Origin of the sequence: Spirosoma foliorum (assembly GCF_014117325.1) — a bacterium.
Taxonomy (GTDB): domain Bacteria; phylum Bacteroidota; class Bacteroidia; order Cytophagales; family Spirosomataceae; genus Spirosoma; species Spirosoma foliorum.
The window spans coordinates 3,567,367-3,590,939 of record NZ_CP059732.1 but is presented as its reverse complement, the minus strand read 5'-3'; the positions used below and the strand labels follow the sequence as shown (position 1 = coordinate 3,590,939).

The following is a 23,573-nucleotide window of genomic DNA, read 5'->3' as shown; positions in this document are numbered from 1 at the left end:
GGAGTTTATTTAAGCCGAATTGCTTGTACAACATCTAGTGAAACGCCTGCCAGATGAGCAATCTTTTCATCAGAAAAGTCCGTTTCAGTCAGTAGGTTTTTCACCAGTTGTAACTGAGCCCTGGTTTCTCCTTCTTCCGCACCTTGTAAGAATCCTAGATTACGCCCCTTAACATAAAAGGGATCATTTTGCTCGTTTACGTATTTAGCTAGGTTATCCATAGCGGCTTCTAGTAGTGGTTGAAAATTACGCAATTGAACTAAAACCCGCAATTGCGCTATGTACTTCTGAAACACCAGCGGTCCTCTGGCAGTTTCATCCATCTGGCGAAGAACCTGATTTAAGACCATAGGAGATTCCTGAGGCTTAAAATTGGCTAATACCGTAAGGAGAATTTCCTCTGGGGTATTCGATGTCAAAAATAGTTGATAGTCAAGGTCTTGGAAACTGATTAGCGTATAACGAAAATATAAATCACCAACATTGAGACTCGTCTCCATCTTACTGGCAGTTGGGCCTAAATAAAAAACATACTGACGGATGGGGATTTCATACAATTCCAGCAACATGGCACAATAGTTATGCATTCGATGCACCATTTTCGGATCATTTGCCAGTTGAAATTCTAGGTGGAGTACAAAGGTCTGACCAGATTGATCTGTAATACGTTTAAGTGCATCAGGCTTACGTTCTTTTGTGTGCTGTAAATCGTCCGGTAATTCTTCTGACAAAATTGGATGTATACCGAGTATTTTTTCGATCAAACCAGGTATCGTAGCCTCCAGATTTTCTTTAAGGATTTTATCGTACTGGCTAGATTGCTTTGAATGACGGGCTTTCATCGATGCAATGTAGCTAAATTTAGACAATTGGCTATAAAGATAAACTGTCAATCTGTCAGACCTGCCTACACTGGAACAAGATTTGACGAATAACAAACTATTATACTTACTCTAACTATACCATATGGAAGCCGTACAGAACGAGAAAGGGCAGATTTCGATCCATACCGAGAATATCTTCCCGATTATCAAGAAGTTTCTCTATTCCGATCATGAGATTTTCCTGCGAGAACTGGTCTCTAATGCTGTCGACGCAACCCAAAAACTGCGTCAACTTTCGTCATTTGGCGAGTTTGGTGGCGAATTGGGCGATCTGAAAGTGACAGTTTCGCTGGATGAAGAAGCCAAAACCATTACTGTTAGTGATAATGGTATCGGTATGACTGCCGATGAGGTTAAAAAATATATCAATCAGATTGCCTTTTCGGGAGCAACTGATTTTCTGGAAAAATACAAAGACAAAACAGACGACAAAGGCCAGATCATTGGTCACTTTGGCTTAGGTTTTTATTCGGCCTTTATGGTCGCTTCGACCGTTGAAATCGTATCGAAGTCGTACCGAGACAATGCTGAGCCAGTTCGTTGGGTTTGTGATGGCTCGACCGAATTTGAATTGACGGCTGCCGAAAAAACTGAGCGTGGCACCGATATCATTCTGCACATCGCTCCTGACTCGGAAGAGTTCTTAAATAAAGGGCGTTTGCAGTCTATATTGGACAAATATGCCCGTTTCCTGCCCGTATCGGTTGAATTTGATGGTAAAATCGTCAACAACACGGCGCCAATCTGGACGAAGTCGCCTGCGGAATTGACCGATGAGGACTACAAGACCTTCTACAAGGAGTTGTATCCAATGAGCGAAGAACCTCTGTTCTGGATTCATCTGAATGTTGATTATCCGTTCAATCTGACCGGTATTCTGTACTTCCCACGGATTAAGAACGAACTGCGTTTCCAACGGGAGAAGATTCAATTGTACAGCCGTCAGGTGTTTATTACTGATGAGGTGAAGGATGTTGTTCCCGACTTCCTGATGATGCTTCACGGCGTTATCGACTCGCCCGATATTCCACTAAACGTATCGCGGAGTTTCTTACAGGCCGATTCGAACGTTAAGAAAATCAATGGGTATATCACGCGGAAAGTTGCTGATAAGCTGAACGAATTATTCAATGCGGATCGGAAAGCGTTTGAAGACAAATTCGACGATATCAGTCTGTTTATCAAGTATGGTATCCTGAGTGATGAGAAGTTCTGGGAGAAGGCCAAAAACTTCGTGTTGCTTAAAAATACCGATGGCGTTTATACGACGCTAGACGAATATCGCGAGAAAGTTCAGGCCAATCAGACCGATAAAAATGAGACGTTGGTGATTCTGTACACCAGCGATCGCAAACAGCAACATTCCTACATTGAATCGGCGACTCGTCGCGGATACGATGTGTTATTGATGGATAATGTGATTGATTCACATTTCATCAATGCACTGGAGCAAAAACTTGAAAAAGTACATTTCCAGCGTGTAGATGCTGATTCGATTGATAAATTGATCGACAAAGGGCTGAATAACGAAAGTGTACTATCGGAGGTTGATCAGACTAAGTTGAAAGAGGTGTTCGAGCAGGTTTTGGATAACAAAATGCTCAACGTGAGCGTAGAAGCTCAGCCAACCGATGAATTACCTGTAACGATTACGATGCCTGAGTTTATGCGTCGAATGAAAGATATGGCGGCTCTTTCGGGTGAGCAATCTTTCTACGGTAATTTGCCTGCGACCTATAACGTGGTTGTGAATGCAAACCACCCGCTGATTAATAAAATTCTGACAGAGGCCGATGGCGATGCTCAGAAATTGTTGGTGAAACAGCTTTATGATCTTGCGTTGCTTTCGCAAAACATGCTCACTGGCGCAGAGCTAACAGCGTTTGTCCGCCGGACGGTGGAGAAATTGTAATCCGAACCGGGATTTTTATGATTTAACTGACTGACTTTGATTTTGCTTGGCTTTCGAAGAAAGCTATTTTTCAAATCAGGGTCAGTCAGTTAAATCATAAAAATCCCAGTTCAGACCTTTTTAGTAAACCATACCTTTCGCTTGGCTACTAAGCGGCCAAGAATAAAAATCAGGACAAGGACGATAATCACGACCGTCAGTAAAGGCAGAAAAATACTGAACAGAGATAGTCCAAAAGAGGCTACGTTTTCACTGGTGGCAACAATTGGGTTGCCGACTCCGCCGGTTGTTGCTGTTGAGCCTATCCGAAGTAAACTGGTCCCCGCCTGAATAATTCCAGCTGAGCTTCCTCCCAGAATTAAGCCCAGGCCCCAGTGTAATAAGGGATTATCAATCTGTAGAAACGAGGTGCTCAGTAAAGTTCCGGCAATAATTGATGTGGGAGTCGCAAGGGCATCGAGTGCATTATCGAGCCAGGGAATATAATAAGCTCCAATTTCAAAGACTGTTGCAACGGTTAAGCCCACCATGGCGGGCCAGCCACTAATCCACTCAAAACCAGTTACCACACCAACAAGGCCAAGCTTTGTGGCTACACTGGCAATCAGCAAGGGTACAAAAACCCGGAAGCCACAACAAGCGGCTAGACCAACGCCAATGCAGGCACTCATAATCCATTCGAAGGACATAATTAGTGAACGTTTTAAGTATTCGGTTTATAGCTGGGCTATAGTTGTATCAGCCTGTTTACACTGTAAACTGAATACGGTAAACCGTGTTCAATCTAATTAAAAAACTGCGGATTGAAATTCATCAAAAACGCTTCATCGGTTGCGCGGGTCAATGCGGTATAAAGCCATCGCACAAACTCGTCGTTTACCTGCCCATCTGGTAGGAACCCCTGATCAACAAACACCGCACTCCATTGCCCACCCTGTGCTTTGTGGCAAGTAAGAGCATAGGCAAATTTCACCTGCAACGCATTTAAGTACGGATCTCGCCGAATAGCCTCAGACCGCTCTTTCTTGCTTTTGATGTAGAAATAATCCTTTGCAACGCTCTCATACAGAGCTTTATATTGGTCTGACGCCAGCGATGGTACGGGCGAATGCAGTGTATCGAGCATGATTTTAGCGTCAAAATCGGGCTGCTCTTCATAATCGACTAATCGGAGCGTAACCGTAGCGAACCGAAAACCGTGCATCTCTTCTTTGTTCCGAATCTTCTGCACTTCGGCAAACTCGCCATTCGCCAGAAAGCCTGCGGGCGAGTCTTCATCAAGAACCGTATAATTATTTCGGGCAATCATAAGCATATCGCCTGCATCAAGTTCTTCTTCGCACTGATCAATCATCCGCCGAACAAACTGATTGTACTGAACGGCGGTTTTGTTTGACCGGCAAATAATGGCCGTATTCTCGCGACCATATTTGTCGTAGGCGTAGCGAATGCCGTCTTCCAGTTTGGTTAATGGCATTTTATAGATATCTGTGAACGACCGAACATTCAGGCGAATCTCAGGTGAGTCTGTTGGCGTCATTGTAGGCTTATCACTCAGAAGCGCATCAAAACCAACCGCCTTAGAGGTAGATGTGCCGTTTTCCATGAGCAACATTCGCAGCCCAGTTGCATTGTAAAGAATTCCCGACTCTTCATCCTGTCGCATTACTTCCGTAAGCTCTTGCTCATACACGGTCATATCGAATGCACTGGCCAGGAATCCACGGTCCAAGGCGGGGCTTAAATCACGGCCAACAGGAGGGAGCTGTGCCGTGTCGCCCACGAGCATCAGTTTGTTGCCGGGACCTTCGAAGACGAAATCGATTAGATCGGTCAATAAACCTTTCCCCCCAAAATCGGCTTCATCAGAAATCATAGAGGCCTCATCGACAATAAAAAGGGTGTCTTCGTGATAGTTTTTCTGGCGTTGAAAGGCCAGCGTTCCAGAACCAGGATCGGCCACTTGCCGATAAATTTTTCGGTGAATCGTTTGCGCTGCTTTCTTGGCGTAATTGGTCATTACTTTAGCCGCCCGGCCCGTAGGGGCCAGCAAGACGGATTTATACCCAAAGCGGGGCAGCACTTTAATGAGTGTACCAACAAGTGTAGTTTTGCCCGTACCTGCGTACCCTCGCAGTAAAAAGCAATCGCGATAATGTTCAACTTCTTCCTGGGCGATGAACGCACCAATTTGTTCAAAAAACTGGGTTTGGCCAGACGTAGGCTTAAAAGGGAAACGTTTGGCCAGCAAATCAGCCGCCGTTTGGGTATCGTTCATGCTTCTAAATTACAAAAAAAGCGGCTAAGGAAAAAGTAAAAACATAGCCTTCTTCAAAGCTAAAGAAGGATGATTTTAAGAAAATTTTAACCCTTTCTGCACATTCCCTTTTACCCCTTGTGCTTTTTTGTTATTTTCACACAACACTAAATCCTTCTAACTCAGATGAAAATTCGTCAAATTCTTCAGGGTAAACCAGTGAACGCCCTCTATTCCGTTTCGTCGGATCAAACCGTTCTGGACGCGCTTAGGCTTATGGCCGAAAAGAATATTGGCGCGGTACTTGTTATTGATAATGGCGTACTTACTGGAATCTTCTCCGAACGAGACTATGCACGTAAGATTATTCTAAAAGATCGGCATTCCGATGATACGACCATTGCTGATGTTATGACAGCGAATGTAATTACCATTGGGCCTGATCAACGTATTGAAGAGTGTATGCAAATTATGTCCGACAAGCATATTCGACACTTACCCGTGATGGATGAGGGTGAGTTAATGGGTATTATTTCGATTAACGATGTCGTGAAAGCGATTATCGTTGACCAAAAGACCCGCATTGACTCATTGGAAAGTTATATTTCGGGAAGCCCGTACTAAGCGATATATGATGTAGGGTATATGATCTATCTGGTTGCGGCTTTATACATCATACACCCTACATCATACATAATAAATTCCCTACCTTTGCGTCCCCAAATACCGATTATACCATGACGCAAGTAATGGATTTGCCTGGCCGATTGGAAGATCAGCCTAAATCTGATTCTGCCAGTGCAGTGGATTCAACCCGCGAAGAGGTACAAAAATTGTACGGAAATCGCCTTCGTCTGCGGGTTTGTGGCCTATATTGTGAAGGTGATCGCCTATTGATGGTTCGCCACCGAGGCATTGGTTTAACCGATACCTTCTGGTGTCCGCCGGGAGGTGGCCCGCAGTTTAATGAAACAGCTCCTAAGGCGTTAGTCCGGGAGTTTATAGAAGAAACTGGACTGGAGGTAGAGATCGGTGAAATGTTGTTCGTGAATGAATTCATACAGCCACCGCTTCACGCTATGGAGTTGTTTTTTGCTGTTCGGGCTACAGGCGGTTCCTTACGGTTGGGGATCGATCCTGAAATGAGCCCTGATGGGCAAATAATTGAAGAAGTCAGGTTGATGAGTTTTGAAGAAATTAAACGCTATCCACCTAACGAGGTTCATGCGTTATTTCAGTATTGCAATTCACTCGACGATGTATTCCGCCTTCGCGGCTATTTGCAGTAAATGAATGGGTACGCCTGGTATTACCGACGAACCGTTTAAACCAAATTAATATCAGTTTAGTAGTTATTTCTTCATCTGTTAGCTCGCTGAATTTGTGCAAATCGCTGTGACCCTCGCACCTACTGTTACCATACATGCCAACGCGTTTGACCCGAGGCAGACTGATAAATCGGTCTTGTGCCTTGAAGTTGGACGGGATCGGTTTCAATTGCTGGTACAGGATAAGCGTGGTCGGGCAGTGTATTTGGAGGACTACATGTTTCCGTCTTTGCTGACGGAGCGTCCGTTGACGAGCATTTTACCCGATGTATTCCGGGACCATGCGGTGTTATCGGCAGGCCCGTGGCAGGAAATTCGGATTGGGGTCAATTCTCCGTCGTTTACCCTGGTTCCACAGCAGCTTTATCGTAAAGAATATGCCAGTAGCTATTTGGCGCTCATGCGAGGTAATGCCCTTCCTGCCCATGAGTTTGCTCAGGCGTATGCTCACGATGCCGAAGGATTCTTTACTGTATTTAATCTGGAGCATCCTCTGGCAGATTATTTTTCGGAAGTGTACCCGCTTCAACCATTGACGTTCGTCCATCAAACGAGTGCGCTCATACAGGCAACTGTCGATCTAGACCGGATTTCTCTCGCTCCCAGCACTGTTTACTTGTATTTTGAAGATGAGTTTGTGACAATCTTATGTCGAAAATCACATCAATTGTGTCTGTGTAATCGCTTTGGCTATAAGAATGTCCAGGATTTGGCTTATTATATTCTCTACGTGCTTAATGAACAAGGCTTAACGCCCGATACGGTTAGCCTTTCTTTATACGGGGCGATTACTCCTTTTGCTGAAGCGTACACGGAGTTAAGCCGGTTTCTGCCGAATCTATCATTTGGCCAAGCACCTCCTGGGCTATCATTGGCCACTGAATTTGACGATTTACCGGCCCACCGGTATCTGAGTTTATACGGATTAGGCTTGTTGAGTGAATGATTAGGACTAGAGTTGGCAATTGTTGAAATTTACCGCGCTTACGGTCTGATTAATCAAAACCTGCTCATTCGCCAACTCAACAGTATGAAGCGTATTGCTCTATTCCCCGGTTCATTTGATCCATTTACCAAAGGCCATGAAGATATTGTGTTGAGAGGCCTACGCCTGTTCGACGAAGTTGTGATTGGTATTGGACATAATACGCGGAAGGAGCGTTATTTCCCTTTGGAGCAAATGATCCAGTTAATTGAAGGAGCATTTGAGGACTATCCAGCTGTGCGTGTTATTAGTTATGAAGGGCTGACTGCCAATGTAGCTCGGGAGATTGGCGCAAAATTCCTGCTTCGTGGCTTGCGTAACACGACCGATTTTGAGTACGAAAATGGCATTTCGCAGGTGAATCGATACGTTTACGAGGATGTTGAAACGGTTTTTTTAATTACGTCGCCCCATCTTGCCCCAATCAGCTCAAGTATTATTCGAGACCTACATCGCTATGGGCAGCACGTTGACGAATTTTTACCTTATCAGCTAGAGAAAGCGAAATGAAATAAGCGAGGCTATTCCTTTTCTAAAGCGCGTATATCAGCAATAAGATTTTGCATGGCAGATAAACTCAGGCCATTATAAATACCACGGATGCGCCGTTTCTTATCGGTTAACACAAAGTTTTCAGTGTGTAAGAAAACATCGCTGCTTCTTTTTTCGCCCAGATCTTCTTCAACGAAATAAAATTTTCGTCCTAGATTATAGATTTCTTCTTTGTTCCCCGTAAGCAAGAGCCATTTGGTAGCATCGACCTTTTTGGATTTAGCAAACGCTTGTAATCGGGCTACACTGTCCTTATCTGGGGTTACTGAGTGCGAAATAAGTTGAATGTTTTTATCGATCAGAAAGGTATCCTGTAATACCTTCATATTGACAGTCATACGGGGACAAATACCTGGACAGGTCGAAAAAAAGAAATTAGCTACACATATTTTCCCATCCATATCTTTTTCGGTGAATGCCTGTCCTGTATGGGCGGTCAGTGAAAAAGGGCGGATGCGATGGAAATTGTCCGATACCGCTTTTTCAAAATGGGGCGTAAAATCGGAGGTATTATAATAAGGCAACTTTCGTTCTGCTGGTTGTTCGCATGCCGTAAACAAAACGATGAATACAGCCAGTGAGCTAGCCTTAATGCGAAGTAGGAGCGGAGTTAACATCGTTTACTAAACTGTATGACCTAACTGAATGGCCCAGTTAACGGGCTTTTATTTTCTGTTTGATGAGTGTATAGCAAAGCGCAGATTGCTGCAGGCCGTATCGATGCCCATCCTTTGCTACATAGTTCAGGTATAACTTCCCATTCTCCCGCCATCCCCGTTGCAGACCATCCTCGTGATCGTCAGTATAATTGGTAAATAAATAAGGCTTACCGTTTTTGTACCATCGTTTTTGTAAACCTTCTCGTTTTTCCTCAAAATAGGTATAATCAAACTTAAGGATTCCACCTTCCGGCCAGTAACCATAATGCCTACCTGTACTCAGGTTATTTCGGTAAAGCCGCACTTCATAAGGATGCCCGTTTTCATAGAAGCTTTTATAAAGGCCATGTAGCATTCCCTGAAATATAGAAGCATATGTTTTTGTCGTACCATTCGGGTAAAGCTCCTTTAGAATACCTGAATATTTTTGGTTGCCCTGCCAATAAACTCCGTTAATCAGAGCCAACCGTTGATCGCTGCCTAACACAATCGTATCGGGTGGAATGCCGCTGGTATCAATGGTATAATCTTTTACCCGAAGGGGTGTGTTAGTTGAGGCAATATGGCAACTGCTTAGTACCACCCAAAGGCAGCAATAAGCAGTTGCAAACAAAAAGACTCTATTGAGTGAATGTGCCCTTTGTGCCATAATAACTACCCGATTTAAGGATATAATAGCCTGTATTAAGATAGTTTTCATTCCGGGTATGGTAGTGATATATACCATTTGGGAACTCGGTTGTGGCAGCCGTATGGCCGTTATAGGCATCAAGGTTGCTTGGGTACGTACCATCTTTATCCTTACGTCCGTACAAGGGAAAGCCATCTCGTAAAAAACCTACCAGATTAGCATCGTCGGTGGTTGTATATGTGCCGGTAACGTGATAATGGTAATCGCCTGCTTGAGCTGGGTGGGCTCCCGCTGCATCAAACGAGGTGATGGTACCTGCATTTAAGGCTACATTACCGCCCTCATTATTATTGAAAATTGGCGCGCCAGTGATAGCCAGACCAATAGCGCCAAGTGATGTTTCCTCATGAGTACTCGCAGCTGCCGGTTTAGCAGGAATGGTCATGGTATAGTTTTGAGCAATAATCGAACCATTCGGGTTAGTGGAGTGGCCCGCTGGAAAGGGTTCATACAAGGCATTGCCAACACCATAGTAGGGTGATTTATGGTTGGGCCTGCCATCACATTTAAGGATAATATTGTCGCCACTCGTGGTAATTGTAACACTACTGGCAAACTTGGCCTTTACCACGCTGGTAATATTTACACTGCCTGTAGTTGTAGTGGTAGTAGTGGGATTGGTTGTGCTGGATGCGTCGTCGCTCTTGCTACAAGCCAGTAGACTCAGTAACAATACTGGAAAGATTAGTCTCTGCATTTTAGTTTACCTGTTAGGTATTGATCGTTAATTAGGAGATTAGACGACCCACTGCTAAAAATCCTACGGCCCAGACGTATTTTTTTTTAGCTAGTTTACCAAATCAGGTTTTCTTCGCCATGCCAGATACTATGCTGATAAAGCAATCTTATATCCAGGATGACGAAAAGAAGGGTTGTGTTAGCCTCTATTTAGACTTTATACCCTTTGCCAGCTTCGTCAATTACATACCGAATTGAGCTAAACGAATTGGTAAGCGCCAATTTTGTTTCGCGTCGATCGAGCCAGGCCAGTTTTTCAATGTCTTCATCAGCCTGAGGTGTCATCCGGCTGTCGTCCAGGACACCCATTCGGTACCATTTCGTTCGCTTCAGAATCCGATTGCCATTAAGGTTGTAAGTATGCCAGGTGGTGCAGATACGCTCACTGACCGATACGCGAACGCCAGTTTCCTCTTCTACTTCGCGGGCGGCTCCCTGCTTCGACGATTCACCAAAATCGAGTTTTCCTTTTGGTAAATCCCAAACTCCGCGTCGGAACATCAGCAACATTTTGTCGCCTTTGAAAACAACACCACCGGCCGCTTTAATAATCTTAAATGGTTTTTTGATGGCCTCTTCACAATCTTCTTTGTCAAGACAGCCCAGCGTAATAGAGAGCAAATTGCTGGCATCTGATTTTTGGAGTAGCCCCAGTAATTTGCTTACTGTAGCTGGAGTTGTATTCAGGATCAGTAGATGACCGTGTAGCGCATCGGCTTTAAGTGTCTCTAAGCGAGCGTCTACAACCTCATCATAATCTGCAAAGGTCGGGGTATTACCCGCCCCTGAATTAGTTAGTTGAGCAGCGGCTTTGGGGCCAACGAGCCGAATTGGGCGGTCGTTAATGAAAATAATCATCAGGACAAAGGTCGGTTCAAACCGTAAAAGTAGTAAAACTGATGGTCTGTCGCACAGTCAATGCTGTTGCAAACCAATTCAGTTTCTATATTTTTGCAACAGGTCAACTTTCTTCCTTTGTGGAACTCCTTATAATTCTGCTATTGACGATCCTGAACGGCGTGTTCTCGATGTCAGAAATCGCTTTAGTTTCGTCACGTAAGTCTAAGTTAGAGTCAGCCGCCAAGAACGGCGATCGGCGCGCGCAGGTGGCGCTTGATTTGTCGAACTCACCCAACCGGTTCCTATCGACAGTACAAATCGGCATTACGCTGATCGGCATTTTGTTAGGTATTTTCTCCGGTGATAAACTGACCGACGATGTTCAGAGTTTCGTGGCTCAAATCGAGATATTTCGGCCTTATGCCAATTCGATAGCCGTTGTGCTGGTGCTTTTTTTACTGACCTATCTCTCGCTGGTCTTTGGGGAGTTAGTGCCGAAGCGGATCGGTTTGTCTAACCCAGAGGGTATTGCCAAAACAATGGCCGCTCCGATGATTTTCCTCTCTAAGTTAACGTCTCCCTTTATCGCGCTGCTTACCGTATCGAGCGATTTGCTACTTAAAATTCTGAATATCAAGCCGAACGAAAGTGCAGTTACGGAGGAAGAAATCAAAAGTTTGATTCAGGAAGGAACCTCGGGCGGGGCCATTGAAGAAATTGAGCAGGAAATTGTTCAGAATGTTTTCCAACTGGGTGATCGGAAAATTACGTCGCTGATGACCAATCGGCAGGAAATCGTCTACCTTGATCTGGAAGACGAACCCGCTGAAAACAAGGCTAAAATTCTGGAATACAAGCACTCGATATATCCGCTTTGTAACGGAGGTGTCGATGAGGTTGTTGGCCTGATCTACTCAAAAGATTTGCTCGGCAAAGATCTTGATACCGAAATTCTCCGCCTGAACGACATGAAGCGGGATGCCTTATTCGTTCCTGAAAACAACAAGGCTTATCAGGTATTGGAGCGCTTCCGGGAACGACGGCAGTACGTAGGCGTTATTGTTGATGAATATGGCGGGGTTCTGGGAGTTATTACCCTCAATGATATCCTGGACGTGCTGGTAGGCGACATCAATGACGACATTAATTCGGATTATGAAATCCGCGAACGCGAGGATGGCAGCTTCCTGATTGATGCCCAATTGCCATTTGAGGATTTTCTTTCTTATTTCTCGTTAAATATAAATACCCAGACTCGCCGAGAGTTGACCGGGTTCGACACGTTGGGTGGGTTTGCGCTGCATATCCTGAAAGATATTCCCAAAGCGGGCGAAACCTTTGTCTGGCACCGGTATCAGTTCGAGATTGTGGATATGGATAAAAGTCGAATTGATAAGATTCTGGTGAAGAAATTAATCGAGGAATAATTTCTCTTTCTAAACAGCCAGGCCTTGTTGCAGGTTATTGATGAAAACTAATTCATCGATAACCATGCGATATCTGATGCCCAACCTTAGCGAATTAACCGGCGCAGACTCCAGCCATGTACCAACTGGTATGGAAAACGATCCTGCTGCTGATGAAGAAGTTGTCAGCCAGAAGGATGATGAAGTTTACCCGCATTCAGTTGAGGAGCAACCAGTAAAAGAAGCCAAACTTGCTCCTGATAACCTGGCCGAGTCCATTGCTTACGCTCTCGACGGTAGTGGCCCTGGCCCGACAAATGCCGAGCCTAACGTTTCGGGGCACGATGTGATTACTGAAGGGACCTCTGGGGCTGGACCCGAAGAAGAGGAGCGGATTTTCGGGAAGTAACCAATTTAATCCTCGACTACAATGCCTTCGTCATCAAGATAACGAGCAATGTTGAAGGTGTGACCATCCATTAATTCGATATCCGTGTTCCATTCGCGTACCTGCCAATCACGGTTAGGTTCGATGACCGTAACTGTTTTGGTGTTAATCATGATCCAGATCACACGCTCAACACCAAAATCAAGTAATTTCTTCGACTTTTTGTAGGTGTACCCGAAACCTGTCAGTTCAGACGTGTCGGCTTCCGTATCTATTTCAATGGCAATTTTAGGAGGAACGTCGGGGTATTTTTTATTAATCTTATCGGGAGTTAAGACAGCTTTATCATAGATGGCAATATCGTTTGAGAGGTTATTGTTTTTGTCAATATGGCTCCCGATTTCGTTGGTCAATACATGGTATTTCTTTTCGTCAAATACCCTAAAAATAATTCGCAGTAAGTACGTAACTAATGCTGCCTGAAGCGAACTACAGCCCATAATGTCCTCCAAAGTTTTGGTCTTGTTGAGCACAGACTGGTAGCCCTTGTAATAAATAGGCTTGTTGTCCATGAGTTCGTATACCAGATGATCTGGTATTTTCCGTTTCCGTTTTGGAGTAGTTTTGGTTGTGATAGGAGTAGGCATAGGTACGGCTCTTTTGTCAAATATACAAAAAATAAAAACTAGCTACACCACTTCCTTGTACTGCATACGATAAAGATTAGCGTAGAAACCTTCGTGCTGTAGCAATTCTTCGTGATTGCCCTGCTCAACAATCCGCCCTTTGTCGACTACAATAATGTTGTTGGCTTTTTGAATAGTCGACAGGCGATGGGCAATAACAATGGCTGTTCGGCCTTTCATCAGTTTGCTAATCGCATTCTGAATCATTTCCTCGGTTTCGGTATCGACGGAGGAAGTCGCTTCATCCAGAACAATGATTTTAGGATTTTGCACCATCGCCCGTACAAATGATATCAACTGCCGTTGCCCAACCGATAGCGTTGAGCCGCGTTCCATGACGTTGTATTGATAGGCACCAGGTAATCGCTCGATGAAGTCGTGAACGCCAACCAGTTTGGCGGCTTCTACTATGGTTTCATGACTTATCGATTTGTCGCCCAGAGTAATGTTATTTTCGATTGTATCCGAAAACAGGAAAACGTCCTGCAAAACAACGCCAATGTTTCGACGCAGGTGTCCTAATTCATAGTCATGAATATCAACCCCGTCAACTTTGATTTCACCTTTGTTAATGTCATAAAACCGGCTCAACAGGTTGATGATTGACGATTTACCAGCACCCGTTGCGCCCACAAACGCGACGGTTTCACCCGCATTGACCCGAAACGAAATATCACGAAGTACCCAGTCTTCATTGTTATAAGCAAACCAGACATTGTCGAATTCAACTTTGCCCTGAATAGCTGTGGGTGCGTAAGTGCCGTTGTCGACCGTAAATTCATCGCTGTCCAGCAACTTCAGGATTCGGTCGGTGCTAACAATACCCATTTGAAGTGTATTAAATCGGTCGGCCAGCATCCGGATTGGCCGGAAGAACAGGTTAATGAACATCACAAACGCTGTAACTGTCCCGAATGTAACGTCGGAATGGATAATCTGGGTTGCCCCATACCACACCACTAAGCCAACCGCTACTGCCGAAATAATATCGGCAACGGGGTAATAAACCGAATAGTACAGGATCGACCGAATGTTCGCAGCCCGGTGTTCGTCGTTGATAACCCGGAATTTTTCGGCTTCGATTTTCTCGCTGCCAAAAATCTGGACAATGTTCATACCTGTGATGTGCTCCTGGACAAAGGAGTTCAGGTTGGCGACGGCCGTCCGTACCTCATTGAACGACTTCTTTATTTTCTCCTTGAAAACATAGGTACTGAACAGCATCAGCGGAATTGTCGACAGGCTGATAGCTGCCAGTCGCCAGTCGGTATAAACCATTACCCCAATAATCAGAATTAATTGCAAAATGTCGCCTGCAATGGCTGCCATCCCCTCGCTAAACACGTCGGCCAGGGTTTCGACATCAGAGATTGACCGCGTCACCAGGCGACCAATAGGCGTATTGTCGAAGAATTTTAAGCGCAGGTGAAGAATTTTTCGGTACAGCTGCGTCCGGATATCACGGATAACGTATTGGCCTAACCAGCCTGATAGATAGGTATTTAAGAATTGGACAACCGCCTGTACCACCAGCACGCCAATCATGAGGACCAGCATCTCGGTTAACTTCTGATAGTCGCCCATGGCAATGACGTTATCAATCGTGTACCGAATGAGTAACGGAGTTAAAGGGGCTAGGCAGGCCGCCAGCAAAATTATCCCTATCAGAAGATAAAAGCGTGCTTGATAGGGTTTTACAAATGCATATAAGCGCCGGAGGATAGCAATATCGAATATCCGGCCACTTTTTTGTTCTTCGTTCACGGAAAGCAAAATGGCGAGTTCAAAAAGGTAACAGCATTTTTCTGCCGAACGTTTCCCAATTTGTTGTGCCACTTGAGGAAACAGTAAGAACATCAAGGGTTGCCGCTTTTAGAGTTATCTACGTAATCAAGCATGATGATGAACCGCCGAGACTTTGTTCAGAAAACCGCGGTTGCCGGATTGGCGACCCAGATTTTGCCTTTTCCCATTTTTGGTCGCAATGCACCGAGTGAGAAAATTAATATTGGTCTGATCGGCGTTCAGTCGCGGGGAAGCTGGCTGGCTGGTATCTTCTCGAAGCTGCCGGGTGCCGAAGTGGGCTATATCTGCGATGTCGAAGATGGCGCGATTGCCAACGGCCTCAAAGCTGTTGAAAAAGCGGGCCAGACTCGTAAGCCGACCGTTATTAAAGATTTGCACAAGCTGCTGGAGCGAAAAGACCTTGATGCCGTAGCTATTGCCACGCCCGACCACTGGCATGCGCCTGCGGGTATTCTGGCCTGCTCGGCCGGTAAGCATGTGTACGTTGAAAAACCTTGTGGGCATAATCCGCAGGAAGGGGAGTGGTTGCTGGAAGCCGCCCGAAAACATAATCGCATTGTGCAAATGGGGAGCCAGCGCCGGTCGTGGCCAACGCTCCAGCAGGCTGCGCAGGATATTCGGGAAGGAGCCATTGGTAAACCTTATTTTGCCAGGGCCTGGTACTACAATAACCGGAAACCGATTGGAGCTGGTAAATCCATTGCTGTTCCGGCTACTCTCGATTGGGATTTATGGCAAGGCCCGGCTCCCCGGAAAGGCTATCAGGATAATGTTGTTCCGTACAATTGGCATTGGTTCTGGAATTGGGGAACGGGTGAAGCCTGCAACAATGGTACTCACGAAATCGATTGCTGCCGTTGGTTGATGGGCTTAGATTTTCCAACAAAAGCCACCTCAACCGGCGGTCGTTATGCTTACAAAGGTGATGACTGGCAGACGCCAGATACACAGATTGCTTCCTTTGAGTTCGGCGATAAAGCGTCCATTACCTGGGAAGGGCTGAGCTGTCAGGCATTTGGCCCCGAAAAAAGCGGCCGTGGTTTTACGATTTATGGCGATAAGGGCGTATTGTCGGCTCCGCAAAGTGGCCCCGATTACCAGATTCTGGATTTAGGTGGCAAAGTACTTAAAGATGTAAAAGGGGATGCGCCAACCAGTACGTCGACCAATGCAGTTAGCCCCGGTGGCGAACAACTGGATGCGTATCATTTAGACAATTTTCTTGAAAGCATTCGGGGTAAAGCCAAGCCCAATGCCGACATTGCTCAGGGACATAAATCGGTTCTGTTGTGTCATCTGGCGAATATTTCGCAACGTACCGGTAGTATCATTCACACCGATCCAACGAACGGCCATATTCTGCACGACAAAGAAGCCATGAAGTTATGGAGCCGAGAGTATGAAAAAGGGTGGAAGCCAGTTGTATAAAATTGTCAAGTGTGGTCAGGAGTTGTCAGATATTGTCAAGTCTGGTCACTCCTGACAACTCTTGACCATGCCTGACCACACTTGACTTTCTAGTTGAATGAAAAGACGCACATTTGCCCGTTTGGCTGCAGCCTTACCTGCTAGTCTGAGTATTGAATCGAAAGAGGTAGCCACGGCGCTTCCTGCGTATTCGTTAGCTACCGACGACCGATCTTTTTGGCTTCAAACGTTACTGAAAATTGCTGATCCAGTTTTATCGGCTCTGTCGCAGAATCGTTTGAAAGCAACCATGCCGATTGAGTCTGCGCCTGGCCAACAGGCAAGTCGTGTCGAAGTTTCGCATCTCGAAGCGCTGGGAAGAACGCTAGCTGGATTGGCACCCTGGCTGGAGTTAGGTGTCGATGAGACGCCGGAAGGCCGTTCCCGGCAAAAGTATCTGACGCTGGCAAAACAGGCTATCGCGAATGGTGTAAACCCGCAATCGCCGGATTATCTGAATTTTACAAAAGGTGGCCAACCCTTGGTCGATGCGGCATTTTTGGCGCATGGATTAGTTCGATCACCGAAACTTTGGAAAAGCTTAAGCACAGATGAGCAAGCTAATGTGATAAAGGCATTGCAGACAAGTCGAGTTATTAAGCCCGGTTACAACAACTGGTTATTGTTCTCCGCCATGGTCGAAGCAGCTTTGTTGAAATATACCGGCTCGGGCGATGAATTGCGAATGGATTATGCAATTCGACAACACCAGTCGTGGTACAAGGGGGATGGTGCTTATGGCGATGGTCCCGATTTTCACTGGGATTATTACAATAGCTACGTGATTCAGCCGATGTTACTGGATGTGGTCAAAACCCTGCTGGATGCTGGGAAAGCCGAGAAAAGTTTATTCGAATCGTTGCTGGCGCGCGCCCAACGCTACGCCATCATACAAGAGCGACTTATTAATCCAGATGGTTCCTTTGCTGCATTCGGTCGGTCGTTAGCCTACCGATGCGGAGCATTTCAACTGTTATCGCAGATTGCTTTGCAGGGCAGTTTACCGCCAGAATTGTCACCTGGGCAAGTTCGCTCGGCGCTGACTGCGGTGATACATCGGACGATGGATGCGCCCAGTACATTTGATGCAAAAGGCTGGCTGCAAATTGGCTTGTGCGGTCATCAGCCCGCTATTGGCGAGACCTATATTTCGACAGGTAGTTTGTACTTGTGTTCTGTCGCGTTTCTGGCATTGGGGTTGCCTGCTTCAGACCCATTCTGGTCAAATCCAGCCGTTGACTGGACTTCAAAAAGGATCTGGTCGGGGCAGGACGTGAAAACAGATCATGCTATAAAGGGCTGAGTTATTTACGGGAGCGAAGTTGTGCATTAAGCTTAACGAATGAGGCTAACACTTCTCCGCCATAAGGGTGATCGTTTCGCATGATTAGAGCGATAAGGAACAACTTATTGATGGCTGGATAGTCGATACTGTCTTCGAGCTTTAAGTAGCGCCTATTGTTGTTTTCCCGGAACCAGTCGTTAAAACGTTTGAAACGGGCATGATGTCTGCCATCGGCGGTGTCGCAGGTGAAGAATACAATTCGTAGCGGATCTTTCTCAATGAAATTTTGAATAATACCCGTTACTGTAGCGCCAATTCTAGGATCAGTTGAATAGGCTGGTGGCGCTTTTTGAAGTGTTAGGAAAACTTCATAGGTATGGTTAGCAAGTATAAATTCGTGATCTTCAAAGAAAGGTTGCTCTTCGAAAGTAACAGAATATCTCCTTCCATCATCAGTGATAAAATAGGATGTTTTCTCATTCTCCTGATAATAAGCATATTCACCGATTGACGGGCTTCCCATTTCTAATTATTGCGTCTATTTTACCTGAGTCGCAGTCTTTTTGGAACTGCTCCTGAAGCTCTCGTTTCCGTTCCTGGCTTCGAATGAGCCAGGCAAGAGCCTGTTCGGATGTTATTTTTTTCTTCTGCTGTGTTTCCATGACCACGAGGATGGTTTTGCCAAAAGTACCTATTTGCTATCAACAAATGAAATAGCTAGACCAGTTCAATAAAAAAGGTCGGGAACTCTCGCTCCCGACCTTACAGCTTCCTGTCTCTGAATAAATTAGCTCACTGTTCCGCCGTTCCAGACTGCGTTGCCAGGGGCGATAAGCGCTAACTTGCCATCCCGATCTTCGGCCATCAGAATCATCCCCTGCGATTCGAAGCCCATCATCTTTCGAGGAGCTAAGTTGGCAAGGAAGGTGACCTGCTTGCCAATAATTTCTTCAGGAGTGAAATGCTTGGCAATGCCACTTAGAATCTGACGTCCACCCAAACCATCGTCTACTTTTAGTTTGAGAAGTTTATCACTCTTGGGGACGCGCTCAGCTTCGGTAATAGTGCCGATGCGAATGTCCATTTTGGCAAAATCGTCGTAGGTGATTTCTGAGCGAAGTTCGGGCACTGTCTTTGTTTCTAATTCATTCATTCGTTTGGCATTCAGTAATTTCTGAATCTGTATATTAATTTCATCGTCTTCAATCTTAGCGAAAAGTAATTCGCCTTTGCCGAGTACTGTGCCTTCGATTAGGAGATCGGCGCGACCGGCGTTTGTCCAGTTAAATAGCTCCGTGATACCCAATTGACTACGCAATTTCTCAGATGTGAACGGTAGGAATGGCTCACAAACAATACTCAGGTTGGCCGAGATTTGAAGCGCAATATTCAAAATTGTATTGGCTCGTAATGGATCAGTTTTAACGACTTTCCAGGGCTCGGTTTCGGCCAGGTATTTATTGCCTAGTCTTGCTAAATCCATTAGCAAGCCTAAGGCTTCCCGGAATTTGTAATTCCCAATAGACTGCCCAATTCGGTCAGGAAACTGCGCTAGCTCATCGATAACCTGCTTGTCATAATCAGTCAGTTCACCAATAGAGGGGACTTTGCCTTCGCAGAATTTCTGCGTTAGCACCACCGCCCGATTTACGAAGTTGCCAAAAATACCCACCAACTCAGCGTTGTTACGTGTCTGGAAATCTTTCCAGGTAAATTCGCTGTCTTTGGTTTCGGGGGCATTGGCCGCCAATACATACCGAAGTACATCTTGCTTGCCCGGTAGCTCTTCCAGGTACTCGTGCAGCCAGACCGCCCAGTTGCGCGACGTACTGATTTTGTCGCCTTCGAGGTTCATAAACTCGTTAGCGGGCACGTTGTCGGCCAGAATGAAGCTGCCTTCAGCCATCAGCATAGCTGGGAAGATGATGCAGTGAAAAACGATGTTGTCTTTGCCGATGAAATGAACGAGTTTGGTCTGTTCATTACGCCAGTATAATTCCCAGTCTTTACCTTGTTCAGCGGCCCATTCTTTGGTCATTGAAATGTAGCCGATGGGCGCATCGAACCAAACGTACAGAACTTTTCCATCCGCATCAGGCAAAGGCACTTTAATGCCCCAATCGAGGTCGCGGGTCATGGCGCGGGGACGAAGCCCTTCTTTCAGCCACGATTGACACTGCCCGAATACATTCGTTTTCCACTCGGTATGGCTGTTGACGTACTCTTCAATTTTAGGCTGCATCCGGTCCAGCGGCAGGAACCAGTTTTTGGTTGAGCGCAGCACAGGTTTCGAACCCGACAGCATGGAGTGGGGTTCGATCAATTCAGTCGGGCTAAGGGCCGTACCACAGCGCTCGCACTGGTCGCCATAAGCGTTTGGGTTGCCACAAACCGGGCAGGTACCCACAATATAGCGGTCGGCCAGAAACTGCCCGGCTACTTCGTCATAGTACTGTTCGGTGACTTCCTCATCGAAATCGCCGTTTTCATAAAGTTTCGTGAAGAACTCCTGCGAGGTTTCGTGATGAATCTGGTTAGAGGTTCGTGAGTAAATGTCGAACGAGATACCAAAGTCGCTGAACGCCTGTTTGATCTGGACGTAATATTTATCGACGACCTCTTGTGGCGTAATACCTTCTTTCTTGGCTTTAATAGTAATAGGTACGCCGTGCTCATCGGTGCCGCTAATAAAGGCCACATCCTTACCCGTCGAGCGAAGGTAACGTACGTAAATGTCGGCGGGCAGGTAGCATCCGGCAATGTGTCCGATGTGAATCGGGCCGTTGGCGTAGATCAGAGCCGCCGTAACGGTATAGCGTTGGGGATTTTCTAACATCAGTTTGAGGTTCGATGTTTGAGGTTCGACGTGCAGGGCGCCATCAACTTCAAACCCATTTTTGGGCAAAATTAGCAATTCAAGCCCGAACGTTGTTATGTTTACAAAAACAGTACAGCCGGGCTACTATGGAGAACACAGCACCGAATACGAATAATTTCCTTAACTGGGTTGAAATCAAAAACTTCAAGTCGATCAAAGACCTACGATTAGATTGCAAGCGAGTGAATGTATTTATTGGCAAGCCAAACGTAGGGAAGTCGAATATTTTGGAGGGGCTGGGATTGCTGGGGGCAGGGTATGACACTGGTAAATTTTTAAAAGGCTCAGTAAGATATCAAAATATAAAGCACTTGTTTTGGGATAACGATACGAGCTTATTTGTCAAAGTTTCTACGGATAGGCAAGGTGCCACTCTTTTTCGTTTACCGTCTTTAAGGGTTCTATTAAACGATGGTTCGAAAAGTGAATCTCCTCCCAGTTTTTCTATTAGAGTAAACGATGAAACTTCTCGGGAAATTGACGGCTTAGGTAATTTGATTAAGATAACACACCTTAATAACGAGTTAAGACAAGGTGATGCCGAACAAAGAAGAGATCAATTAGATAACAAGTTAAGAATAGTCAAAAAATATGACTTTGCTAATTTGACAGAATTTGAAAATTCATTTCAAGGCTATCTACTACCTCCGAGTGGCGTAAATCTATACGAAGTAATTAGGAGAAATAAGGAATTATGGAGCGAATTTGCAAAGCTTTTTGTCTACCAACAGCTGGAACTTGTATTGTATGATGAAAAACAAGAATTCATTCTTCAAAAAAGAAATGGCCCATTTGTAATACAATATCCTTTCTTTTCCATCGCCGATACTTTTCGGCGATTCATGTTCTATATAACAGCCATTGAATCCAACAAAAACTCAGTTATCGTTTTTGAAGAGCCCGAAGTACACTCATTCCCACCTTACACGCAGGAGATGGCGTATCGAATGATTTATGATGAAGATAATCAGTATTTTATATCTACTCATAGTCCATATTTGCTTCATACATTAATTGAAAACCTCGAAGATAGCCAGCTTAATGTGTACGTTACCTATTATGAGGACTACGAAACGAAAGTTAAACTATTAACACCTGAGAATCTTCGGGAGGTGCTTGATTTTAGCATTGACGTATTTTTTAATTTAGATAAGTTCTTAGTCAATGCCTGATCAAATTATACGAATTATACCAGAATGTTATGCAGATACAACACTGGCGCAATTCTTCATAAAAGACCCCAACCCTGTTGACCATGAACAAGGTATCCATAATGTTGCACGAGCTATGAAAGAGGCTGGTGAGTTTGATGCTATCGTTGTTGGAATTATCGATAACGACAAAACAAATACGCCAACTTATTTTGATTCATTTGAAACCATTGATGATACTCAATACCTTACCTTAAAGAAGCATAGCACGGCTACGCAGTTTATAATTGTTATCAAACCAAAAGCTGTTGAACAGTTTTTTCTGGATAATGCCGCCGAAGTGTCTATTCGAGTAGAGGATTATGGTTTCCCAGGAGATGTAAGAAAACTAAGAAAGCTAACTAAAAAAGAAAGTATCAAAAGTAACCCAGATTTTCAGCGTCTTCTCTCCGATCTCCACACGCGCCAGGCTCCCGGCTTTCTTACTCTTGAACGTATTCTGAATGACCTCATCACTACCTAATTCCGTTTTTATTACTGGCGGAACCGGTTTCATTGGTTCCCATATTGCCCGACGCTATCTGACTGACGGGTATACCGTTACGGTTTTATACCGACCTCAGAGTGGCTATGGGTTGCTGGCCGATGTAGCCGACCAAATCACATGGCACGAGGGTGATATACTGGATATCCCGTCTCTCGAAGCGGCTATCTTATCAGGTATGGATGTTATTCATGCCGCAGCCATTGTCTCATTTGTCCCGAAAGATCGAGACCGTATGGAGCAGATCAATGTGGAAGGGACGGCCAATGTGGTAAACGTCTGTCTAAATGCTGGTGTACGAAAATTAGGCTATGTCAGTTCTGTGGCAGCTCTAGGTCGACCCGTGGCGAAAGGAGGGGAGCCCAATGAGCCTATAGTTATTGATGAGGAGCAAAAATGGGTGGATTCGCCCAATAACTCGATTTATGCCAAAACTAAGTATTGGGCCGAATTAGAGGTCTGGCGGGGTGTTGCCGAAGGGCTGAATGCGGTAATGGTCAATCCATCTATCGTGCTCGGTGTGGGCGATTGGAATCGGAGCAGTCTGCAGCTGATTAAATACGTACACGACGAAAAGCCTTTTTACCCGGCTGGCCTGGTCAATTATGTCGATGTACTCGATATGTCGGATGTTCTGGTACAGTTAATGCAGTCAACAACAACGGCGAAACGGTTCGTTTTAAATGGGGGCACCATTCCCTATCGTTCGTTGTTAGAACAGATAGCAACTGCCCTGAACAAGCGACCACCCACTATGCGGGTGGCGCCCGCTCTGACGCGGTTGCTCTGGCCACTTGAGGCCGTTCGGGCGTGGATGACCGGTAAAGCACCGCTTATCACGCGCGAAACGGCCCGATCGGCGAGTTCACTTTATCAATACAATGGGCAAAAAATTAAGCAGATACTTGATTTTCAATACCGACCATTAAGCGAAACGTTACGGCGAATAACCAGTGCGTTTAGCCCACCTTAATAGGTTAGTAAATTTTCGGGCCGAGGGTTGCAGTTTTGTTTTTTTGGCTATATATTTCAATACCAAAGGATAAATCGCATTATTAATGCGTCCCCTATCCGTGATTTACGAAGTACGATTATATCGTGGCTATAAATCGCAAC

24 protein-coding genes are annotated in these 23,573 nt (G+C 45.3%); 12 read left to right on the top strand and 12 right to left on the bottom strand.

Annotated elements, in window-relative coordinates:
- Positions 1-5: 5 nt before the first annotated feature.
- Positions 6-842, bottom strand: a complete 837-nt coding sequence (locus H3H32_RS15075; protein WP_182463486.1) for an RpnC/YadD family protein — start codon at positions 840-842, stop codon at positions 6-8.
- Positions 843-966: 124 nt separating this feature from the next.
- Here H3H32_RS15075 and htpG point away from each other — a divergent pair, with 124 nt between their 5' ends.
- On the top strand, positions 967-2,796 hold the full coding sequence (gene htpG, locus H3H32_RS15070; protein ID WP_182463485.1) for a molecular chaperone HtpG: 1,830 nt from the start codon (positions 967-969) through the stop codon (positions 2,794-2,796).
- A 110-nt stretch (positions 2,797-2,906) separates the two neighbouring features.
- Here the strand turns inward: htpG and H3H32_RS15065 are convergent, their stop codons facing one another.
- Both H3H32_RS15065 and H3H32_RS15060 read right to left on the bottom strand, forming a co-directional pair.
- Complete coding sequence (locus H3H32_RS15065) at positions 2,907-3,485, bottom strand: DUF4126 domain-containing protein (RefSeq protein ID WP_182463484.1); 579 nt, start codon at positions 3,483-3,485, stop codon at positions 2,907-2,909.
- A 95-nt stretch (positions 3,486-3,580) separates the two neighbouring features.
- Entirely contained in the window at positions 3,581-5,074 is a 1,494-nt protein-coding gene (locus H3H32_RS15060; RefSeq protein WP_182463483.1) for an ATP-dependent DNA helicase, read from the bottom strand.
- Positions 5,075-5,239: 165 nt separating this feature from the next.
- Between H3H32_RS15060 and H3H32_RS15055 the strand changes: the two genes are divergently transcribed.
- From H3H32_RS15055 to coaD, 4 genes are all read left to right on the top strand, one after another.
- Positions 5,240-5,677 carry a CBS domain-containing protein gene (locus tag H3H32_RS15055; RefSeq protein WP_182463482.1) on the top strand — a complete coding sequence of 146 codons (438 nt, stop codon included), beginning with the start codon at positions 5,240-5,242 and terminating at the stop codon, positions 5,675-5,677.
- Between the two features lie 113 nt (positions 5,678-5,790).
- On the top strand, positions 5,791-6,342 hold the full coding sequence (locus H3H32_RS15050; protein ID WP_374191827.1) for an NUDIX domain-containing protein: 552 nt from the start codon (positions 5,791-5,793) through the stop codon (positions 6,340-6,342).
- 94 nt (positions 6,343-6,436) lie between these two features.
- Positions 6,437-7,327, top strand: coding sequence for a DUF3822 family protein (locus H3H32_RS15045; RefSeq protein ID WP_240543779.1), 891 nt, complete (start codon positions 6,437-6,439; stop codon positions 7,325-7,327).
- A gap of 84 nt (positions 7,328-7,411) precedes the next feature.
- Complete coding sequence (gene coaD, locus H3H32_RS15040) at positions 7,412-7,876, top strand: pantetheine-phosphate adenylyltransferase (protein ID WP_182463480.1); 465 nt, start codon at positions 7,412-7,414, stop codon at positions 7,874-7,876.
- Positions 7,877-7,887: 11 nt separating this feature from the next.
- Here the strand turns inward: coaD and H3H32_RS15035 are convergent, their stop codons facing one another.
- From H3H32_RS15035 to H3H32_RS15020, 4 genes are all read right to left on the bottom strand, one after another.
- Positions 7,888-8,535: an SCO family protein gene (locus tag H3H32_RS15035; protein WP_182463479.1), complete on the bottom strand. Its 648-nt coding sequence runs from the start codon at positions 8,533-8,535 to the stop codon at positions 7,888-7,890.
- A gap of 37 nt (positions 8,536-8,572) precedes the next feature.
- Complete coding sequence (locus H3H32_RS15030; RefSeq protein ID WP_182463478.1) at positions 8,573-9,226, bottom strand: toxin-antitoxin system YwqK family antitoxin; 654 nt, start codon at positions 9,224-9,226, stop codon at positions 8,573-8,575.
- Positions 9,198-9,965 (bottom strand): YHYH protein, encoded by a 768-nt coding sequence (locus tag H3H32_RS15025; RefSeq protein WP_182463477.1) that lies wholly within the window; start codon positions 9,963-9,965, stop codon positions 9,198-9,200. Before H3H32_RS15025 ends, H3H32_RS15030 begins: the two co-directional genes overlap by 29 nt.
- A gap of 191 nt (positions 9,966-10,156) precedes the next feature.
- A complete protein-coding gene (locus tag H3H32_RS15020; protein ID WP_182463476.1) occupies positions 10,157-10,864 on the bottom strand; it encodes an NUDIX hydrolase in 708 nt (235 codons plus the stop codon).
- Between the two features lie 119 nt (positions 10,865-10,983).
- Here H3H32_RS15020 and H3H32_RS15015 point away from each other — a divergent pair, with 119 nt between their 5' ends.
- Together H3H32_RS15015 and H3H32_RS15010 are read left to right on the top strand one after the other, a co-directional pair.
- Entirely contained in the window at positions 10,984-12,273 is a 1,290-nt protein-coding gene (locus tag H3H32_RS15015) for a hemolysin family protein (protein WP_182463475.1), read from the top strand.
- 64 nt (positions 12,274-12,337) lie between these two features.
- Positions 12,338-12,661 (top strand): hypothetical protein, encoded by a 324-nt coding sequence (locus H3H32_RS15010; protein WP_182463474.1) that lies wholly within the window; start codon positions 12,338-12,340, stop codon positions 12,659-12,661.
- A 5-nt stretch (positions 12,662-12,666) separates the two neighbouring features.
- Here the strand turns inward: H3H32_RS15010 and H3H32_RS15005 are convergent, their stop codons facing one another.
- Positions 12,667-13,287 carry a Uma2 family endonuclease gene (locus H3H32_RS15005; RefSeq protein ID WP_182463473.1) on the bottom strand — a complete coding sequence of 207 codons (621 nt, stop codon included), beginning with the start codon at positions 13,285-13,287 and terminating at the stop codon, positions 12,667-12,669.
- A gap of 42 nt (positions 13,288-13,329) precedes the next feature.
- Positions 13,330-15,090: an ABC transporter ATP-binding protein gene (locus H3H32_RS15000; protein ID WP_182464349.1), complete on the bottom strand. Its 1,761-nt coding sequence runs from the start codon at positions 15,088-15,090 to the stop codon at positions 13,330-13,332.
- 132 nt (positions 15,091-15,222) lie between these two features.
- Here H3H32_RS15000 and H3H32_RS14995 point away from each other — a divergent pair, with 132 nt between their 5' ends.
- Positions 15,223-16,560, top strand: a complete 1,338-nt coding sequence (locus H3H32_RS14995; protein WP_309547158.1) for a Gfo/Idh/MocA family protein — start codon at positions 15,223-15,225, stop codon at positions 16,558-16,560.
- Positions 16,561-16,657: 97 nt separating this feature from the next.
- Positions 16,658-17,902, top strand: a complete 1,245-nt coding sequence (locus H3H32_RS14990) for a DUF2264 domain-containing protein (RefSeq protein ID WP_182463472.1) — start codon at positions 16,658-16,660, stop codon at positions 17,900-17,902.
- Between the two features lies 1 nt (position 17,903).
- Here the strand turns inward: H3H32_RS14990 and H3H32_RS14985 are convergent, their stop codons facing one another.
- The 3 genes from H3H32_RS14985 to metG form a co-directional block, all read right to left on the bottom strand.
- Entirely contained in the window at positions 17,904-18,407 is a 504-nt protein-coding gene (locus H3H32_RS14985) for a DUF6169 family protein (protein WP_182463471.1), read from the bottom strand.
- Positions 18,385-18,546, bottom strand: a complete 162-nt coding sequence (locus H3H32_RS14980; protein ID WP_182463470.1) for a hypothetical protein — start codon at positions 18,544-18,546, stop codon at positions 18,385-18,387. Before H3H32_RS14980 ends, H3H32_RS14985 begins: the two co-directional genes overlap by 23 nt.
- Positions 18,547-18,671: 125 nt before the next feature.
- Entirely contained in the window at positions 18,672-20,720 is a 2,049-nt protein-coding gene (gene metG / locus H3H32_RS14975) for a methionine--tRNA ligase (protein WP_182463469.1), read from the bottom strand.
- A 14-nt stretch (positions 20,721-20,734) separates the two neighbouring features.
- On the opposite strand from metG, the gene H3H32_RS14970 reads away from it, so the two are divergent.
- From H3H32_RS14970 to H3H32_RS14960, 3 genes are read left to right on the top strand one after another with little or no spacing between them, the layout of a single operon-like run.
- Positions 20,735-21,934, top strand: a complete 1,200-nt coding sequence (locus tag H3H32_RS14970) for an AAA family ATPase (RefSeq protein WP_240543778.1) — start codon at positions 20,735-20,737, stop codon at positions 21,932-21,934.
- Positions 21,927-22,436 (top strand): hypothetical protein, encoded by a 510-nt coding sequence (locus H3H32_RS14965; RefSeq protein ID WP_182463468.1) that lies wholly within the window; start codon positions 21,927-21,929, stop codon positions 22,434-22,436. Before H3H32_RS14970 ends, H3H32_RS14965 begins: the two co-directional genes overlap by 8 nt.
- Entirely contained in the window at positions 22,417-23,430 is a 1,014-nt protein-coding gene (locus H3H32_RS14960) for an NAD-dependent epimerase/dehydratase family protein (RefSeq protein WP_182463467.1), read from the top strand. Before H3H32_RS14965 ends, H3H32_RS14960 begins: the two co-directional genes overlap by 20 nt.
- Positions 23,431-23,573: the final 143 nt, after the last annotated feature.

Bases quoted from the DNA above. Each gene is read 5' to 3' on its own strand.
- coaD (WP_182463480.1), top strand. From the start codon at position 7,412: ATGAAGCGTATTGCTCTATTCCCCGGTTCATTTGATCCATTTACCAAA.
- H3H32_RS15055 (WP_182463482.1), top strand. From the start codon at position 5,240: ATGAAAATTCGTCAAATTCTTCAGGGTAAACCAGTGAACGCCCTCTAT.
- H3H32_RS15025 (WP_182463477.1), bottom strand. From the start codon at position 9,965: ATGCAGAGACTAATCTTTCCAGTATTGTTACTGAGTCTACTGGCTTGT.
- H3H32_RS15075 (WP_182463486.1), bottom strand. From the start codon at position 842: ATGAAAGCCCGTCATTCAAAGCAATCTAGCCAGTACGATAAAATCCTT.
- H3H32_RS14990 (WP_182463472.1), top strand. From the start codon at position 16,658: ATGAAAAGACGCACATTTGCCCGTTTGGCTGCAGCCTTACCTGCTAGT.
- H3H32_RS14970 (WP_240543778.1), top strand. From the start codon at position 20,735: ATGTTTGAGGTTCGACGTGCAGGGCGCCATCAACTTCAAACCCATTTT.
- metG (WP_182463469.1), bottom strand. From the start codon at position 20,720: ATGTTAGAAAATCCCCAACGCTATACCGTTACGGCGGCTCTGATCTAC.
- htpG (WP_182463485.1), top strand. From the start codon at position 967: ATGGAAGCCGTACAGAACGAGAAAGGGCAGATTTCGATCCATACCGAG.
- H3H32_RS14995 (WP_309547158.1), top strand. From the start codon at position 15,223: ATGATGATGAACCGCCGAGACTTTGTTCAGAAAACCGCGGTTGCCGGA.
- H3H32_RS14960 (WP_182463467.1), top strand. From the start codon at position 22,417: ATGACCTCATCACTACCTAATTCCGTTTTTATTACTGGCGGAACCGGT.
- H3H32_RS15035 (WP_182463479.1), bottom strand. From the start codon at position 8,535: ATGTTAACTCCGCTCCTACTTCGCATTAAGGCTAGCTCACTGGCTGTA.
- H3H32_RS15050 (WP_374191827.1), top strand. From the start codon at position 5,791: ATGACGCAAGTAATGGATTTGCCTGGCCGATTGGAAGATCAGCCTAAA.
- H3H32_RS14965 (WP_182463468.1), top strand. From the start codon at position 21,927: ATGCCTGATCAAATTATACGAATTATACCAGAATGTTATGCAGATACA.
- H3H32_RS15060 (WP_182463483.1), bottom strand. From the start codon at position 5,074: ATGAACGATACCCAAACGGCGGCTGATTTGCTGGCCAAACGTTTCCCT.
- H3H32_RS15010 (WP_182463474.1), top strand. From the start codon at position 12,338: ATGCGATATCTGATGCCCAACCTTAGCGAATTAACCGGCGCAGACTCC.
- H3H32_RS14985 (WP_182463471.1), bottom strand. From the start codon at position 18,407: ATGGGAAGCCCGTCAATCGGTGAATATGCTTATTATCAGGAGAATGAG.
- H3H32_RS15030 (WP_182463478.1), bottom strand. From the start codon at position 9,226: ATGGCACAAAGGGCACATTCACTCAATAGAGTCTTTTTGTTTGCAACT.
- H3H32_RS15005 (WP_182463473.1), bottom strand. From the start codon at position 13,287: ATGCCTACTCCTATCACAACCAAAACTACTCCAAAACGGAAACGGAAA.
- H3H32_RS14980 (WP_182463470.1), bottom strand. From the start codon at position 18,546: ATGGAAACACAGCAGAAGAAAAAAATAACATCCGAACAGGCTCTTGCC.
- H3H32_RS15065 (WP_182463484.1), bottom strand. From the start codon at position 3,485: ATGTCCTTCGAATGGATTATGAGTGCCTGCATTGGCGTTGGTCTAGCC.
- H3H32_RS15020 (WP_182463476.1), bottom strand. From the start codon at position 10,864: ATGATTATTTTCATTAACGACCGCCCAATTCGGCTCGTTGGCCCCAAA.